This window comes from Thalassomonas actiniarum (assembly GCF_000948975.2).
Lineage (GTDB): Bacteria > Pseudomonadota > Gammaproteobacteria > Enterobacterales > Alteromonadaceae > Thalassomonas > Thalassomonas actiniarum.
Genome location: NZ_CP059735.1, coordinates 5,928,714 through 5,944,230 on the forward strand (window position 1 = coordinate 5,928,714; position 15,517 = coordinate 5,944,230).

Annotated in this window: 12 protein-coding genes; 7 read left to right on the plus strand and 5 right to left on the minus strand. The window is 49.2% G+C overall.

Annotation, left to right across the window (positions count from 1 at the left end; genetic code table 11):
• Positions 1-19: 19 nt before the first annotated feature.
• The 6 genes from acnD (at position 20) to SG35_RS25750 (ending at position 8,634) form a co-directional block, all read left to right on the plus strand.
• A complete protein-coding gene (acnD, locus tag SG35_RS25725; protein WP_044833026.1) occupies positions 20-2,608 on the plus strand; it encodes a Fe/S-dependent 2-methylisocitrate dehydratase AcnD in 2,589 nt (862 codons plus the stop codon).
• Between the two features lie 124 nt (positions 2,609-2,732).
• Positions 2,733-3,911, plus strand: coding sequence for a 2-methylaconitate cis-trans isomerase PrpF (gene prpF / locus SG35_RS25730; protein WP_044833027.1), 1,179 nt, complete (start codon positions 2,733-2,735; stop codon positions 3,909-3,911).
• A gap of 265 nt (positions 3,912-4,176) precedes the next feature.
• Positions 4,177-5,337 (plus strand): iron-containing alcohol dehydrogenase, encoded by a 1,161-nt coding sequence (locus SG35_RS25735; protein ID WP_044833028.1) that lies wholly within the window; start codon positions 4,177-4,179, stop codon positions 5,335-5,337.
• 164 nt (positions 5,338-5,501) lie between these two features.
• The gene (locus SG35_RS25740; protein ID WP_044833029.1) at positions 5,502-6,167 is read left to right on the plus strand and encodes a L,D-transpeptidase family protein; all 666 of its coding nucleotides are present in this window, start codon (positions 5,502-5,504) and stop codon (positions 6,165-6,167) included.
• Entirely contained in the window at positions 6,151-6,837 is a 687-nt protein-coding gene (locus SG35_RS25745; RefSeq protein WP_152646628.1) for a hypothetical protein, read from the plus strand. Before SG35_RS25740 ends, SG35_RS25745 begins: the two co-directional genes overlap by 17 nt.
• 321 nt (positions 6,838-7,158) lie before the next feature.
• On the plus strand, positions 7,159-8,634 hold the full coding sequence (locus tag SG35_RS25750) for a flagellin N-terminal helical domain-containing protein (protein ID WP_044833031.1): 1,476 nt from the start codon (positions 7,159-7,161) through the stop codon (positions 8,632-8,634).
• Between the two features lie 796 nt (positions 8,635-9,430).
• On the opposite strand, the gene SG35_RS25755 is transcribed toward SG35_RS25750, so the two are convergent.
• From SG35_RS25755 to SG35_RS25765, 3 genes are all read right to left on the minus strand, one after another.
• Entirely contained in the window at positions 9,431-9,718 is a 288-nt protein-coding gene (locus tag SG35_RS25755) for a cell division protein ZapA (protein WP_044833032.1), read from the minus strand.
• A complete protein-coding gene (locus SG35_RS25760; RefSeq protein WP_044833033.1) occupies positions 9,718-9,948 on the minus strand; it encodes a hypothetical protein in 231 nt (76 codons plus the stop codon). The genes SG35_RS25755 and SG35_RS25760 overlap by 1 nt, the downstream gene beginning before the upstream one ends.
• Before the next feature lie 192 nt (positions 9,949-10,140).
• The gene (locus SG35_RS25765; protein WP_160298299.1) at positions 10,141-10,863 is read right to left on the minus strand and encodes a metallophosphoesterase; all 723 of its coding nucleotides are present in this window, start codon (positions 10,861-10,863) and stop codon (positions 10,141-10,143) included.
• Positions 10,864-10,969: 106 nt separating this feature from the next.
• On the opposite strand from SG35_RS25765, the gene SG35_RS25770 reads away from it, so the two are divergent.
• Positions 10,970-11,176 (plus strand): hypothetical protein, encoded by a 207-nt coding sequence (locus SG35_RS25770; protein WP_152646629.1) that lies wholly within the window; start codon positions 10,970-10,972, stop codon positions 11,174-11,176.
• A gap of 35 nt (positions 11,177-11,211) precedes the next feature.
• Here the strand turns inward: SG35_RS25770 and SG35_RS25775 are convergent, their stop codons facing one another.
• Together SG35_RS25775 and SG35_RS25780 are read right to left on the minus strand one after the other, a co-directional pair.
• Positions 11,212-12,312 carry a metallophosphoesterase gene (locus SG35_RS25775; RefSeq protein ID WP_152646630.1) on the minus strand — a complete coding sequence of 367 codons (1,101 nt, stop codon included), beginning with the start codon at positions 12,310-12,312 and terminating at the stop codon, positions 11,212-11,214.
• A 115-nt stretch (positions 12,313-12,427) separates the two neighbouring features.
• Positions 12,428-15,484: a TonB-dependent receptor plug domain-containing protein gene (locus SG35_RS25780; protein ID WP_044833035.1), complete on the minus strand. Its 3,057-nt coding sequence runs from the start codon at positions 15,482-15,484 to the stop codon at positions 12,428-12,430.
• Between the last annotated feature and the right edge of the window lie 33 nt (positions 15,485-15,517).

The window sequence follows — 15,517 nt, forward strand, 5'->3', positions numbered from 1 at the left end:
ATATTCTGTGGAATATGTTATGAATACAAACAACCGCAAACCCTTAGCCGGCACTAAACTCGATTATTTCGATACCCGCGCCGCCGTCGAAGCGATCCAGCCGGGCAGCTATGACAAACTGCCATATACCTCACGGGTACTGGCAGAAAACCTGGTACGCCGCTGCGACCCGGCAAGCTTAACCGACTCCTTAAAACAAATTATCGAACGTAAAAGGGACCTCGACTTTCCCTGGTTCCCGGCCCGTGTCGTCTGTCATGACATTCTCGGCCAAACCGCCTTAGTGGATCTTGCCGGTCTGCGCGATGCCATCGCCGAAAAAGGCGGCGATCCGTCCAAGGTTAACCCGGTAGTACCGACCCAGCTGATTGTTGACCACTCGCTGGCGGTAGAGCACCCGGGGTTTGATAAAGACGCTTTCGAGAAAAACCGCGCCATCGAAGATCGCCGCAACGAAGACAGATTCGACTTTATCAACTGGACCAAAACCGCTTTTAAAAACGTTGATGTGATCCCGCCGGGCAACGGCATCTTGCACCAGATCAACCTGGAAAAAATGTCTCCGGTAGTACAGGCCCGTGACGGCGTTGCTTTCCCTGATACCCTGGTCGGTACCGACAGCCATACCCCGCATGTTGATGCCTTAGGCGTAATCGCCGTAGGTGTCGGCGGTTTGGAAGCAGAAAGCGTGATGCTGGGCCGCGCCTCTTATATGCGCCTGCCGGACATTATCGGTGTGGAAATCACAGGTAAACGCCAGCCCGGCATTACCGCCACAGATATCGTCCTGGCGATCACCGAATTCTTACGCAGTGAAAAAGTCGTGTCCAGCTACCTGGAGTTTTACGGCGAAGGGGTAAAAGACTTATCCTTAGGCGACCGGGCGACCATCTCCAATATGACCCCTGAATACGGCGCCACCGCCGCCATGTTCTATATCGACGAACAGACTATAGATTACCTGAAAATCACCGGCCGCGAAGACGAGCAGGTGAAACTGGTAGAAACCTATGCCAAGGAAACAGGATTATGGGCCGACAGCCTGGCCAATGCCGAATACGAGCGGGTACTGAAATTTGACCTGTCGACGGTTTGCCGCAATATCGCCGGCCCTTCCAACCCGCACCGCCGGGTACCTACCTCAGAGCTGGCAGCAAAAGGCATTGCCGGTACGGTAGAAAACGAAGCAGGCCTGATGCCGGACGGCGCAGTGATCATTGCCGCCATCACCAGCTGTACCAACACCAGCAACCCGAGAAACGTGGTTGCCGCAGGCCTGCTGGCCCGCAACGCCAATGCCAAAGGCTTGATCCGCAAGCCTTGGGTGAAAACCTCTTTTGCCCCGGGCTCAAAAGCCGCCCAGCTTTACTTAGAAGAAGCCAACCTGTTACCGGAAATGGAACAACTGGGCTTTGGTATCGTCGGTTTTGCCTGTACCACCTGTAACGGTATGAGCGGCGCCTTAGACCCTAAAATCCAAAAAGAAGTATTAGACAGGGATCTCTATGCTACCGCAGTGTTATCCGGTAACCGTAACTTCGACGGCCGTATTCATCCCCATGCCAAGCAGGCTTTCCTGGCGTCGCCTCCTCTGGTGGTTGCCTATGCCATTGCCGGTACCATCCGCTTTGATATCGAAAAAGATGTTTTAGGCCAAGATGACCAGGGCAAAAACATCACCTTAAAAGATATTTGGCCAAGCGACGAAGAAATCGATGCGGTTATCGCCAAAAGCGTCAAACCGGAGCAGTTCCGCAAAGTGTACGAGCCTATGTTTGATCTTACCGTCGATTACGGTGAAGACAACAACCCGCTTTACGACTGGCGCCCGCAAAGTACCTATATCCGTCGTCCGCCATACTGGGAAGGGGCATTAGCCGGAGAGCGCACCATGAAAGGCATGCGTCCGCTGGCGGTCTTAGGGGATAATATCACCACAGATCACTTATCGCCGTCCAATGCTATCCAGTTAAACAGCGCCGCCGGTGCCTACCTGGATAAAATGGGTCTGCCGGAAGAAGACTTTAACTCTTACGCCACCCACCGCGGCGATCACCTGACCGCCCAGCGCGCCACCTTCGCCAACCCGAAACTGCTTAACGAAATGGTTAAGGAAAACGGCGAGATCAAACAAGGCTCACTGGCCCGTATCGAGCCGGAAGGCACGGTTTCACGCATGTGGGAAGCCATTGAAACCTATATGGAACGTAAGCAGCCGCTGATCATCGTTGCCGGTGCCGACTACGGCCAGGGTTCATCTCGCGACTGGGCCGCCAAAGGCGTACGCCTGGCAGGGGTTGAAGTGATTGTGGCCGAAGGTTTCGAGCGAATCCACCGCACCAACCTCATTGGCATGGGTGTGCTGCCGGTAGAATTTAAAGCCGGTGATACCCGCAATACCTACGGCATCGACGGCACAGAAACCTTCGATATTATCGGTGAACGTACCCCGGGGGCAAACCTGACACTGGTTATCAACCGTAAAAACGGTGACTCGGTTGAAGTACCGGTTAAATGTCGCCTCGATACCGCAGAAGAAGTCTCTATCTATGAAGCCGGCGGTGTTTTACAGCGTTTCGCCCAGGACTTTCTGGAGTCGTCAACCTGAGATAAGCGTCTGCTAACGCTTAAGTTTTAACAGCGATAGTTAAAACTTAAAATGCTCAATTAAGCGGTACCCAGGGGTACCGCTATTTCCACAAAACCATTCAACAGGACGAGGAATATCATCCATGAGCCATGTCCCGCAAATTAAAATCCCCGCCACCTATATGCGCGGCGGTACCAGTAAAGGCGTATTTTTTAATCTCGAAGACCTGCCACCAGCGGCGCAAGTGCCCGGTGCGGCGCGAGACGCCATGTTACTCAGGGTGATCGGTAGCCCGGATCCCTACGGCAAGCAAACCGACGGTATGGGCGGCGCAACGTCAAGCACCAGCAAAACCGTGATTTTATCCAAAAGCAGCCAGGACGATCACGACGTTGATTACCTTTTCGGCCAGGTCGCGATAGACAAGCCTTTTGTCGACTGGAGCGGTAACTGCGGCAACCTCACCGCGGCGGTAGGCTCTTTTGCCATCAGCAGCGGCTTAGTCGATGCCGGGCGTATCCCACAAAACGGTATCGCCACGGTGCGTATCTGGCAGGCCAATATCAAGAAAACCATTATCGCCCATGTCCCTATGACTAACGGTGAGGTTCAGGAAACCGGCGATTTCGAACTGGACGGCGTCACTTTCCCGGCGGCGGAAGTCGAAGTGGAATTTATCGACCCGGCCGACGGCGAAGGCGCCATGTTCCCTACCGGCAAGCTGGTAGATGACCTGGAAGTCCCGGGTATAGGTAGCTTCAAGGCGACCATGATCAACGCCGGTATCCCGACCATCTTCTTAAATGCCGATGAAGTCGGTTATAACGGCAGCGAATTGCAGGACGATATCAATAACGATGAACAGGCACTGGCACGTTTTGAAACCATACGTGCCTATGGCGCCGTTAAGATGGGCTTGATCGGTCATATCGGTGAAGCTGCCAAACGCCAGCACACGCCAAAAGTCGCCTTTGTTGCCCCGCCAAGCGATTACCAGTCTTCCAGCGGCAAGCAAATCAGCAAAAACGATATCGATTTGCAGGTACGCGCCTTGTCTATGGGGAAATTACATCATGCCATGATGGGCACGGCCGCCGTGGCCATAGGTACAGCCGCAGCCATCCCGGGTACTCTGGTAAACCTGGCAGCAGGCGGCGGTGAGCGTGATGCGGTACGTTTTGGTCACCCTTCGGGTACCTTAAAAGTCGGCGCCCAGGCCAGCGAACAAAACGGCGAATGGGCAGTGAACAAAGCCATCATGAGCCGAAGTGCCCGGGTATTGATGGAAGGCTGGGTACGTATCCCGGGGGATGCTTTTTAAACACCTGGACTATAACCCCAAGGGAAGGCCCTGCCTTCCCTTTAAATAGCCGCCTGGTAGCATTGCATCAGCTGAATTTACCAGGCTATTCATATCCCGTGGATACTACTGCCATCAACCCGGTACATAAATCACAAAACTTCTTGTAGTATAATGTGCTGAAATCCCCGGCTGCCAATGACGGACAAGAGCCAGGCACTTAACCAGCAACAATGCCCTGCATATTATTGTTGATGGCGACTTTTCATTTAAAAGGAAGATTATCATGTCATCACAAATTATTTTGCCGCGTATTATGCAAATCGGCGCGGGTGCCTCACTGGAAATAGCAAATATACTCGCAAGCTTAGGCTGTCAGCGGCCCTTGATTGTGACAGACAAAATGATGGTCGAACTGGGTTATGTGGCAGCGATAACGCAACAGCTCACACCGCAGGGGATTCAAAGTGATATCTTTGATCAAACCGTACCTGAACCTACGGTCGCCTCTATCCAGAACGGTGTGGCCATGGCACGTGCCGGCGATTATGACTGTATTATTGCCTTAGGTGGCGGTAGCCCCATAGATAGCGCCAAGGCCATCTCAATTTTGGCGGTATACGGCGGTGAAATGCAAGATTATCGCTTCCCCCGTCAGGTTAGCGAGCAAGGTCTACCGGTTATTGCCGTACCGACAACCGCAGGTACAGGCTCTGAAGTGACGCGCTTTACTGTGATCACAGACGAGAACAATGATGAAAAAATGCTGTGCGTTGGCCTTGGCTTTATGCCGGTTGCCGCCTTAGTCGATTACAAACTGACTTTAAGCTTACCGTCGCGTATTACCGCCGATACCGGCATTGATGCCCTTACCCACGCCATTGAAGCCTATGTCAGCAAAAAAGCCAATCCCTACAGCGACAGCCAGGCGATTAGCGCCATGAAACTGCTGGCGCCCAATCTGCGCACCAGCTATCACCAGGGAGACAATTACCAGGCGCGTGAAGCCATGATGCTGGGGGCAACCCTTGCCGGTATTGCTTTTTCCAATGCTTCGGTTGCCTTAGTGCATGGCATGAGCCGTCCGATCGGCGCTTTCTTCCACGTCCCGCACGGATTATCAAATGCCATATTGCTGCCTGCCGTCACCGCCTTTTCACTCCCCGGTGCACCAGCACGTTATGCCGACTGTGCCCGCGCCATGGGCATTGCCGATGCCGGAGACACAACACAAGATGCCAACCAAAAATTATTGGCTGAATTGCAGGCTTTAAATCAGGAACTGGCGGTACCGACACCACAGCAATTTGGCATTAAGCGCGAAGAGTTTTTTGCCCTGACAAAAACGATGGCGCAACAAGCACTTGCATCGGGCTCACCGGCCAATAACCCTGTAGAGCCCAGTGTTGATGAAATGATTGCCATTTATCAGGGCTTATGGGATTAATTAGGGCCACTTTCAGTGGGCCCTCTAAGTCAGAGCTTTCCATGCTTAGGGAGCGAAGCAAACAAGGCTGACAAACCGCTCAAATAACCACATGGTAACTTTGTATTGAAGTCAAAATAATCAATACTAATGGGGAAGAATAATTGCAGACTTAAGGAAAATAAGTGGAATTGCATTTCTTCCCCGGGCAAAAATTACTGCTCGCTTTACACATCACCGGCAACAACCAGGTTAAAGTCGCCGGCCGTTATGAGGCCTGGAGCGGGCCGTCAACCGGCGGCACCGACCCGCGTATGCCGGAAGAACCGACCTGGCCGGGGGAATATATTATTGCCAAAGCCAAGGTTTACCTGACCCCGAGCTGGAAATTATCCGGCATCAAGTGGGGTACGCCGCTACAGGACAAACCGTCAATCAATGATGTCTGGTACCGCATCAACTCAAAAACCTGGGCCTCGGTTAAAAAAGATCACGCTATCTCAAGAAAAGACATCATCCGCTTACATTTTGAGTTATACCAAATAAGAACCGTGCCGGCTACCTGGGTATTCAATGATTTTGGCCCCGTGGTGATCATGTGGTTCAAAGATCGCAATAACAATAAGCAACTGGACGGCGACGAAACCTTGTCGGGACAGTTTTTTCACACCACGCCGGAAAATGAAGCCCAGGTAAGTGCGAACCTGCCGGTAACTTTCAAAAACTCACACGGCTGTATTCATTTGCACCCCAAAGACAGAAACCTTCTGTTCTCACAAGGTTTTTTTAATCCAGGCACACCTTTTACCATTCATAGCTATTATGAAAGATATCTTGAAAAACCTCTGTAAACCCGGCGTGATATTGCTTTGTTCCTGGTTAAATTCCTGCGCCGTGGTGGAAAAATCCAAATTACAATGGCGCTATGACGGCAGGGTATTTTCACCACTGGCTGAGGTTAATACCGGTTTAGACAATGCCTATTATGCTTTTGATACCCCGGAAGGCCTTTATCTCGCGGGTTTTAAAATTGACAACAAAAACATTAACCACCCTTACCTGGTATTTATCAGCAAGCAGCTCAACGGGCAAATACAGTGGCCGCAAAACCAGGCGGTTGAACAGTTATTTTTCTATAAAAAACAGCTCTACCTGCTCGATGAAACCGGTCAAACCCAAATCAAGAGCGACAACCAGTGGCGGGAACATCCGCTGACGCTCACCGCACACTCCAGGGTCATCACCAGCGAAAAAGCCTTGATCGCCTGCGTCCCCACTCCCTTAGCGAGCGCCGATTATACCCGGGGCCATTGTTATTCAATCACAAAAAACTGGCGGGTAGATATTGCCTGGCGCTCTGTTACCCCGACGCTGTGCAACAACATCTTGGTCGCTGTGAGCGATTATCCCAGCCGGGGAACATTACATCAGATAGATATAAATAACGGGAAAATTATCAAGTCTGCAAGCGAGCCTCACATAATCCCAGGTCAGAACCTCTGCGATCTGTTAATGAACTAAGATATTCATGTATTTTCACGGCGAAAAACTGCCGCCAGATCAGTTTACGGGCATGCCTTTGCCGCCTTACCCTATAGTTTTTATGCCGTACTTTTTAATCCATAAGTGCACCAGCAGATAACTCCCCGATACAACGAGGGTTTAGCCCGGTTCGGGAAAAAATGATTTACTGGCATCATTCATGCTTTAAGCCATAAAGGCATCACAACGTCAAAAGATTGCCGGAATTTTCTTTGGGCGTTTTTATTAAGTAAGTCATCACGTTAATCCATAGCCACGACAAGGCAGGCTTATGGCTATAACCGTGGCAAGGAAACTTTTATGGCATTGGTCGTAACCAGTAATATTGAATCCCTACATGTACAGCGCAATCTGGCGAAATCGACCCAGGGCCTTGCGACGTCTATGCAGCGTATTACTTCCGGCATGCGTATCAACAGCGCCAAAGATGATGCCGCCGGCATTCAAATTTCCGGTAACCTGACCTCACAGATCAATGGCCTTAACCTGGCGCAGCGAAACGCCAGCGACGGTATCTCTATTGCGCAAACCGCTGAAGGGGCCTTAATTGAATCCACCGCTATCTTACAAAGGATGCGCGAATTATCCCTGCAAGCCGCCAACGGCATCAACAATCTTGAAGACCGTGATGCGCTGCAACAGGAAATGAGCAGCCTGCAACAAGAGCTGACCCTGATCACAGAAAGCACCCATTTTGGCGACATGCGCTTACTCGACGGCAGTTTTGGCACCCGGGGGTTTCAGGTGGGGGCCAATGCCAATGAAACCTTGAATATCACCTTAAAAAACTTCTCCTCCGATGCTATAGGTGCCTACCAGGTCAACGGCGAGCCCAGGCATAGCGGCGTCTCCAATATAGGTTTCCTGCTGGCGGGAGAGATGGGCACAGACGATCCCCTCACCAGTGACAATTGGAATATCAACGGCACCAGTATCAGCCTGCCTGCCGGCGATGCCGCCGCGGTGATCGCCGACACCCTGAACAATGCCGTACCGGGTATAGGTGCCAGTGCACAATTAACCACCCGCATTCAGAACTTAACCTCAGCCGATACCGGCACCCTGGAATTCGTCAAAGGTTATAACGGCTCCAGCTATGATGCTGTCGACAGCTTTGATCTCGCCGATTACGCAGGGGATATGGAAAAGCTCGCCGCAGACCTTACCAGCAACGGTTATTTTGCGGTATATGATCCCGAGCTTAACGGCGGCGCAGGCGCCATAGAGCTGGTGGCTGAAGATGTCGACGGTATTAACATCTCCAATTCCGCCACGGTTGAGCTGGAAAAAAACGGGACCAGCATCCCGGCTTCCGGTCATGTCAATGGCGTGCATCAAGGCGCGGAATTACACTTGTCCTCAGCCGACAAAATCAGTGTCTCCGGCAGCGCCGTTAATCATTACCTGGCACTGGGGGCGGCCGGAGCTGCCGGAAATAGCGGCGGAACAGCCACATTAAATACCATAGATAACCTGGATATCTCCGGCGCAGATGCCGTCGGCGCCCAATCTGCGGTAGAAGTGATTGATGCCGCATTAACCCAGATAGACAGCAGCCGGGCAACCCTGGGGGCGATTCAAAACCGTTTTAACCATACCATTAAAAACCTCGCCAATATGGCAGAAAATACCACAGAATCCAGAGGCCGCATCCAGGATACCGATTACGCCTTTGAAACCTCGCAAATGACCAAACAGCAAATTTTGCAACAGGCCGGCACCAGCGTTTTATCCCAGGCCAATCAGCTGCCCCAGGCGGCACTGAGTTTATTGTAAAACAAAGTCAGTGCTATTGGTTTTTACTTGAGTATGTAAAGGTAAAAACCAGTAGATAACAAACAATAATAAATAAAAGAGCACACCCAAAAGACAACAAAGCTACCACCCAACCATATGGCCCAAATGCACATGAGCCAAACCGGCACATCACCTCAAAAGCCTCATAACGAAGTAAATAGTAAGAGAAAAAAATAAATAGTGCACAAAACGGCGCCAGCAACAAAACCATTGCCAGCCTGGAACTTAACTTCACAGAAGCCTGCTTGGAGCTTTCTTTACGGTTTATCCAAAGAGAGTAACACAACCAATAACACCCCCCGGCTAATATCAAAATAACACCAGAGACGATTGTATTAACCACAGCCAGATCAATTAAAGTCAGTACGGCTAATATAACCACGCTCGAAAGGCAAATAAAAAACTTAGACGAGTACATTTTACGATATATATTGGCTAGATTAACGGGCATTACACTCACCAATCAATTCACCGGTTTCAGTTTTTCCATCACGATTTTAATTGATTCAATTAATCGCTCATTGGCGACTATTTCGGCTGCTGACATGATTTTCTTCCTTGAAAACAATAATGCGAAAAACAGAAGGTTAATTTAAATACAGTCTTGCAAACAGATACTTACAAGTCAATATGAAAGGTATTGGAACGAAAATAATTCAGGTTAAGCATCTTGAGTTAAATAACGCTTTAGATGCGCGCTATGATATGGCATTTAAGGTGTTGTTTTAATTATCCACTACCAGTAAATAAGCACTGCTTGGTAGTGGAAATTAAACTAAGCGTTGGCGGCTGCTTTTAAAGAGGCGGCCAAGGCCCCTAGCCGTTGCTGGCAAGCATCGATTTTATTGTTGGCACTTAATAACTGATGACTTAAGTTAAGGGCCGCGACCAATAAAGCACGCTCATTACTGGCCATGCCCGATTGCTGTTTGATATCCCTAAACATAACATCCAGGTTAGTTGCGGCCTGCTTTAAACCTTCTTCCTGATCCGCCGGGCAGGCAAACTGATGTTGCTTACCCATAATTTCAACACAGATCCCTCTGGAGTTATCCGCCGGCATTAAGACGCCTCTTGGACACTTTGCAACTTAGCTAACAGGTTTTCCAGCGAAGTGCTGGCTTGTTTTTGTTTTTCTTCGCTTTCCATCACTTCAAGCTGCAGGCTTTCGTTTTCTTCCATCAAATCGCTTTTCTGCTGTTCAAGCTCTTTCACCTGGGCTTTTAAAACATTATTTTTTTCGAGAATTTGTTCGATCAGTTGTTCGAGTTGGGGGAGAGTATTTTCTAACATAAGGCGCTCTTATAAACTGTTGTTCTTCTAAAGGATAAAATAGGGCGGCAAATTTAATCTAAATACGTTGATATTACTAGCGTTAGCACCGATTCCTCCCTTTATTTATGTAACTAATTTTATATTCAGAATAATCACTCTAATAATCGCCGGTTTTATGAACGCCCGAGGGCCCTTTGGCTAGAGTACAAGCTATAATGCAAACAGCTGCGGTAAGCTCAAAATAGTAAACCTGCCTGAGCGCTGGCGGGTATCTATATACACTCGGTTGGCTTTTTTAATAACCGCCTGGCAGGCATTATGGCCATGCACCGTCAGGGCAATATTTTTACTTGCTTTGGGCCTGTCATTTTGAAATTGCCTTCTATCCCATAAAAGTGCTTTCAAGTTGGCAAGCAGGTAATCATTGCTTTTTAGTTTTTGCCAGTCATCCGGCACCGCCGCATGAGTCACACCAAGCTTTTGTTTAGCAACCCCGGTTTCTACCGACAAGGCCAGCGAACAGTGTTGTTCGATCAGGGTTTTAAATACCCGGATTTCATCCCCTGTATACTGGCCGAGCCAATCACCGCCATTAAGGCAATGCCGGTACCAGAAATGAATCGCCTCGCTATCATAGCAGTGCTCCGCCCCCTTGATATGCACCTCACAGGCCTGAAGGAACATATGCTCATGGTTGCCCAGCACAGAAAAAAACCAGGGCTGTTCCAGCAGGCGCAAGCATAAGGCTGAATCCCGGCCGCGATCAATAAGATCTCCCATGGCGATCAAACGATCATTATCACTGAAGTTAAGCTGTTTTAATTGTTCGAGCAGCAAGTGATAACAGCCGTGAATATCACCGACAAAATAATCCGTCCCTTGCTTGTTAAAGGGTAGTTCCCGGTAGGGAACAGCCAGATTTACTTCAGACATCATCATACTTCCAAACTATTACTTGTCAGCCAAAGATAAACAAGCAGGGCTTATAAGCCGGACTAAGGTGATACTGTCCGACTAATGCTGATAGATATAGTAAATTATGGCAGGAGGATTAACACCTTTAAATATTCATTGCCAGCTTCACCGGCATTATTCTATGCCTAAGACGCCATTTGAAAACTTTCTAGGTAACCTTTCTCTACATTCCATTATTAAGCCCTTCATTTCATTTGATTTTGCCATTAAAGGCGTAGAAGAAAATAAAGGTACCGCCTTAACCAAGGCTTATTTCCCGCTTTTAGGATAAGAGATTAAGCGGGTATTTTCAGGTACTCAAATAGCTTACAAAGCTACCTTTTCACCGGCTAAAGTCCCGCGCCATTTTTGCTTGCCGTCAATCAGCAAAATTTCGCCATAGCGGCCCTTTTTAATGCTGGAGTCTATAGCAATCACCCGGCCCTGATAGCGGGTTTCAACCTGTTTTTGGGAAGTATGACCGACCACCAGGTGTTTAATAGCAAAATGTTTTAACAATAAATCAATTTCTTCGCTGCTGGCACCATTATCCTCGCCCTTAAAATATCCCCGATACCAGATAGGGCCTTTGCCGCCATGTAATTCCTTACTCCAGCCCTGGCGCGGCTGTGCCAACTCGCTTTTCACCAGGTTTTGTTTAAATACCCGGTTAATATCCTCCAGACTTCTGGCTTCTTTCGCCAGCTCGGGATGGAAACCGCCGTGGGCAAATAACATGTCGTTGACTTTCACCAACACAGATTTACTGCGCAACCAGCTGCCCAGGACAGTATCTTGCGCAAATAACTGCTCAAACGGGGTATCGAATAGTTTGGCCGTCTCCACATATTTAGGATGCAGGTAGCGCAAATCACCGTTTAACACCATCACCTCATGATTGCCTAACAATAAGTGCACCTTGCCGCCGGCACGCTCTGCCTGGTTTTCCAGATGATATAAAAACCATAATAACTCGGTGACCTTGTCGCCGCGGTCGAAAACATCACCGGTGATAACAAAATGCCCGTTACCAAAAGCCCAGTCGCCATTGCCATCAATGATCTTGTTATTAGTTAACAATTTGATCACCAAATCATACTGGCCGTGAAAGTCACTGATAGCAGCAACTTTAAAATCCCCCTGATAGCTGACGGCATCACCGGGCACCGCTAAACTTTCTACCACGGCCGCCGTGCTGCGATCACAGTAATAAAACTGCTGGGGTAACTGTTCCAAGCTGACATGCCTGGATCTCAGCTTACTTTGGCAAAACCATTGTGCGTTTAACTTATTCCCTTCGATGGAGATATAAGGGCCATCATCAACTAAAGGCAATGTTTCTCCGGCATCAGCCTGGACGGTAAAAGCGAGCGCTAAGCCGCTTAGCCATAGCTTTGCGGCTAATTTCGGCATAAATGAAAACATCATTGTTTATATCCGGTTATAAAAAGTAAAGCCCACTTATCAGCGAGTATAAAAGCGGCGGTATGCCAGCCCTAGAGGAGCAACATATCGCCGTAATAAAAAACCTGGCTTACAAAGGTTAGAATTTAACTTCACTGCCCAGGTAAAGGAAACGACCGACACCACCGCCATAGCTGCTGCCGAAGTTACCTACGCCGGTTTCCCCCACGGCACCACCGCGGGCGACAAACGGTCCCTTGTCATCAAATACATTGTTTACGCCGGCAAAAACACGAACCTCACTCTCTTGCCACTGTGTGGTATAAGAAGCGGAGAAGTTATGTTTGATATAAGAGCCGTAATACAGGTAATTAGGTGTTTCCGGGTCAAGAATACATGAATCCAGCCCTGCAGCACAGTTTTCATCGTTTGCCGCAAACATTGCTTGATGCTCCTCCACCCGTTCATGGCTGTCGACAATAGCACTTTTATACTTAGTGCTCCAGCTGATGCGCCAGTTATCATTACTCCAGGTCACAGAAGCAGAAGCACTGTCGTCAAAAATACCCGACTCAAGTTCACCTTTGTAATTCAGGGTTTCTTCGCCATCGTTACCCAGGTAAGTTTTGGTATATTCGATCACATGGGTCATATCGGCTTTAAATTTCAGGGCACCTAAATCCCCCAAATCATATTGATACGCCAGGGCAATATCATAACCCCGGGTGGATAGTTCACCGACGTTATATAAGCGCTGCATCACTTCAACAATTTGCCCGTCGCTGTCGCGGGTAATTTGATTACAGAACTCATTCGACTCGCCCCATTCCCTTGAAGAGTTATAACACTGATTGATAATTTCATTGTTATCAATTTCTTCAATCGCACCATCAACGGTAATGTCATAATAATCAACCGCCAACTGCAGGTTTTCGATAAAACCGGGCGCCATACTAATACCAAAGGTATAGGTATCACCGGTTTCTTCTTTTAACTGATCATTACCGGCATTGGGAGAATAACCGCTGTTTTCATCGGCCAAAGCAAAATTCGGATCTTCGCTGATCAGGGCGGCAATGCTGGCCTCTTTACGGCAGTTGTCGTGACCGGCACCGGTAGAGTTGGCGGTTACCCCTTCACAAATATCAACATAGTCATCATAATCGCCGCGTGCCGGGGACAAGACTTCGGTAATATTCGGGGCGCGTTGTGCGCGGGCATAGTTGGCACGCAACATATAACCTTCTATCGGCTGCCAGGTTAATCCGAGTTTATAACTCGACATCAGGTCGATATTTTCATGGCTGTAATCCGCCAGACGCAGAGAAGTTTCCGCCGTTAACGACTTAGCCAGCGGCGCATCCGCCAGCAGCGGGAAGGCCGCCTCGACAAACACTTCTTTAACATCAATTTCCCCTGAGAATGCCGGCACGATATTAAAGGTAATACCGCCATATTGCTGATCATAGCTGGTAGCGATTTTTTGTTTATCTTTACGATATTCGGCGCCGATAACCACAGGTACAGGACCGGCCGGCAGGGCAAATAAGTCTCCGGCGATATAACCGATAAAACTCAGCTGTTCGATTTCTTTGCTGATGGTGGGGTTGGCGCGGATCCAGTCCGCCGCCTCTTCTGTGATCGAGCCTTCGCCAAACAGGTTCACCGGCACACAACCCGCCGCCCTGGCATCAGCATCGGCGCATTGTATCGTAACCCCGTCTTCACCATATTCGGCATCTAATGCCTGTTTCAGGTTTAATACGTTAATTTCATTCAGGCGTTTTTGCTCTTGCTGGAAATTACCGTACCCCACGGACACATCCCAGTCCCAGTCGCCGTCAAATAAAGTGCCCTGCAAGCCTGCCCAGGTGCGGATGGTTTCACGCTCGTTGTCTGTGGTGACATTGCCCACTTCATACATGCGGCGATCCCATTTAATATCCGAGTCGGTCGCCGCCAAAATTTCTTCCGGGATATAAGGATTGGTTAACGGGATTTTGCTGCTTTTCACCCGTGAGGTTTCGCCGGTGACCGGATCTATCACCAGCACTAACGAGCCTTCGTATTCATCTTCCGGGGCTTTAACATTGACCGACTGATTATTGCTGTACTGGATTTGAAAAAAGCTGGTGATGTCGTCGGTTAAATCATAATTCACCTTAAAAGCTGTGGACAAGGTATCTTCCGGTGTCCTGAGTTTATCCCACTGGCGATAATTGACCCCGTCACGTTCTTCATTCCACTCACTTTGCAGACCATCGCTGTTATACCAAAAACCTCCTATACCGCCGCTGCCTTCAACAAAAACACCGCCGGGCAAACCGTCGGAGCGGGCACGCCAGTCATCTTGGCTGATATCGCGCACGCACTGATCTCCGTCTATGGTGCCGTTGGTATTACACATACGGTCTTCGTCATAATCAAAGTCGGTTTCTATCGCTGCCCTGTCCCTTTCATTCCAGGCAATTTCCCCCTGTTTGTCATACGTGGTGCTGAAATAAAAATAGCCCCGGCCCTCATTAAAATCAGTGCCGTAGTTTAAATCCAGGGTTAACTCTTCACCGCCGCCTTCCGGGGTTTCACCGCTGCGTACTTTAAATTCCAAGCCTTCCTTGTCTTGCTGGGTAATAATGTTGACCACACCGGCAATGGCATCAGAGCCATAAGTTGCCGAAGCCCCGCCGGTGATCACTTCCACCTTTTCCACCATGCCCGCCGGTATGGTACTTAAACTGACATAGTTGCCGTTGTAGGAATTGGACACCACACGCCGGCCGTCAATCAGGGTTAAGGTACGATCTGAGCCTAAGTTACGCAGGTTGACGGTAGAGATACCGGTACCTGTGATACTCGACTGGGTATTGGTATTGCTTAAGCTTTGTGACAGTGCGGGAATTTCTTCCACCAAAATCGTCGAAAGCGAACCGATACCGGCATCTTCAATCGCTTCTCTGCTGATGGTGACCAAAGGGGTGGCGACACTGAAGCTGTCGCGGCGCAAGCGGGAGCCGGTAATGGTAATTTTTTCTACTTTATCGTCTTCGAGCTTATTTTCCACTATCGGCTGTTGATTTATTGCCGTGCGACTTACCTCTTGTTCAACCCGCTGTTCGTTATCGGCAAAAGCCAACACCTGTAAACTCATTAAAGAGCTGCCCGCCAGGATAGCCAAAGTGATCAAATTTTTATTCATGTTATCTCCCTAAAATCATGTTGCTATTCCTCG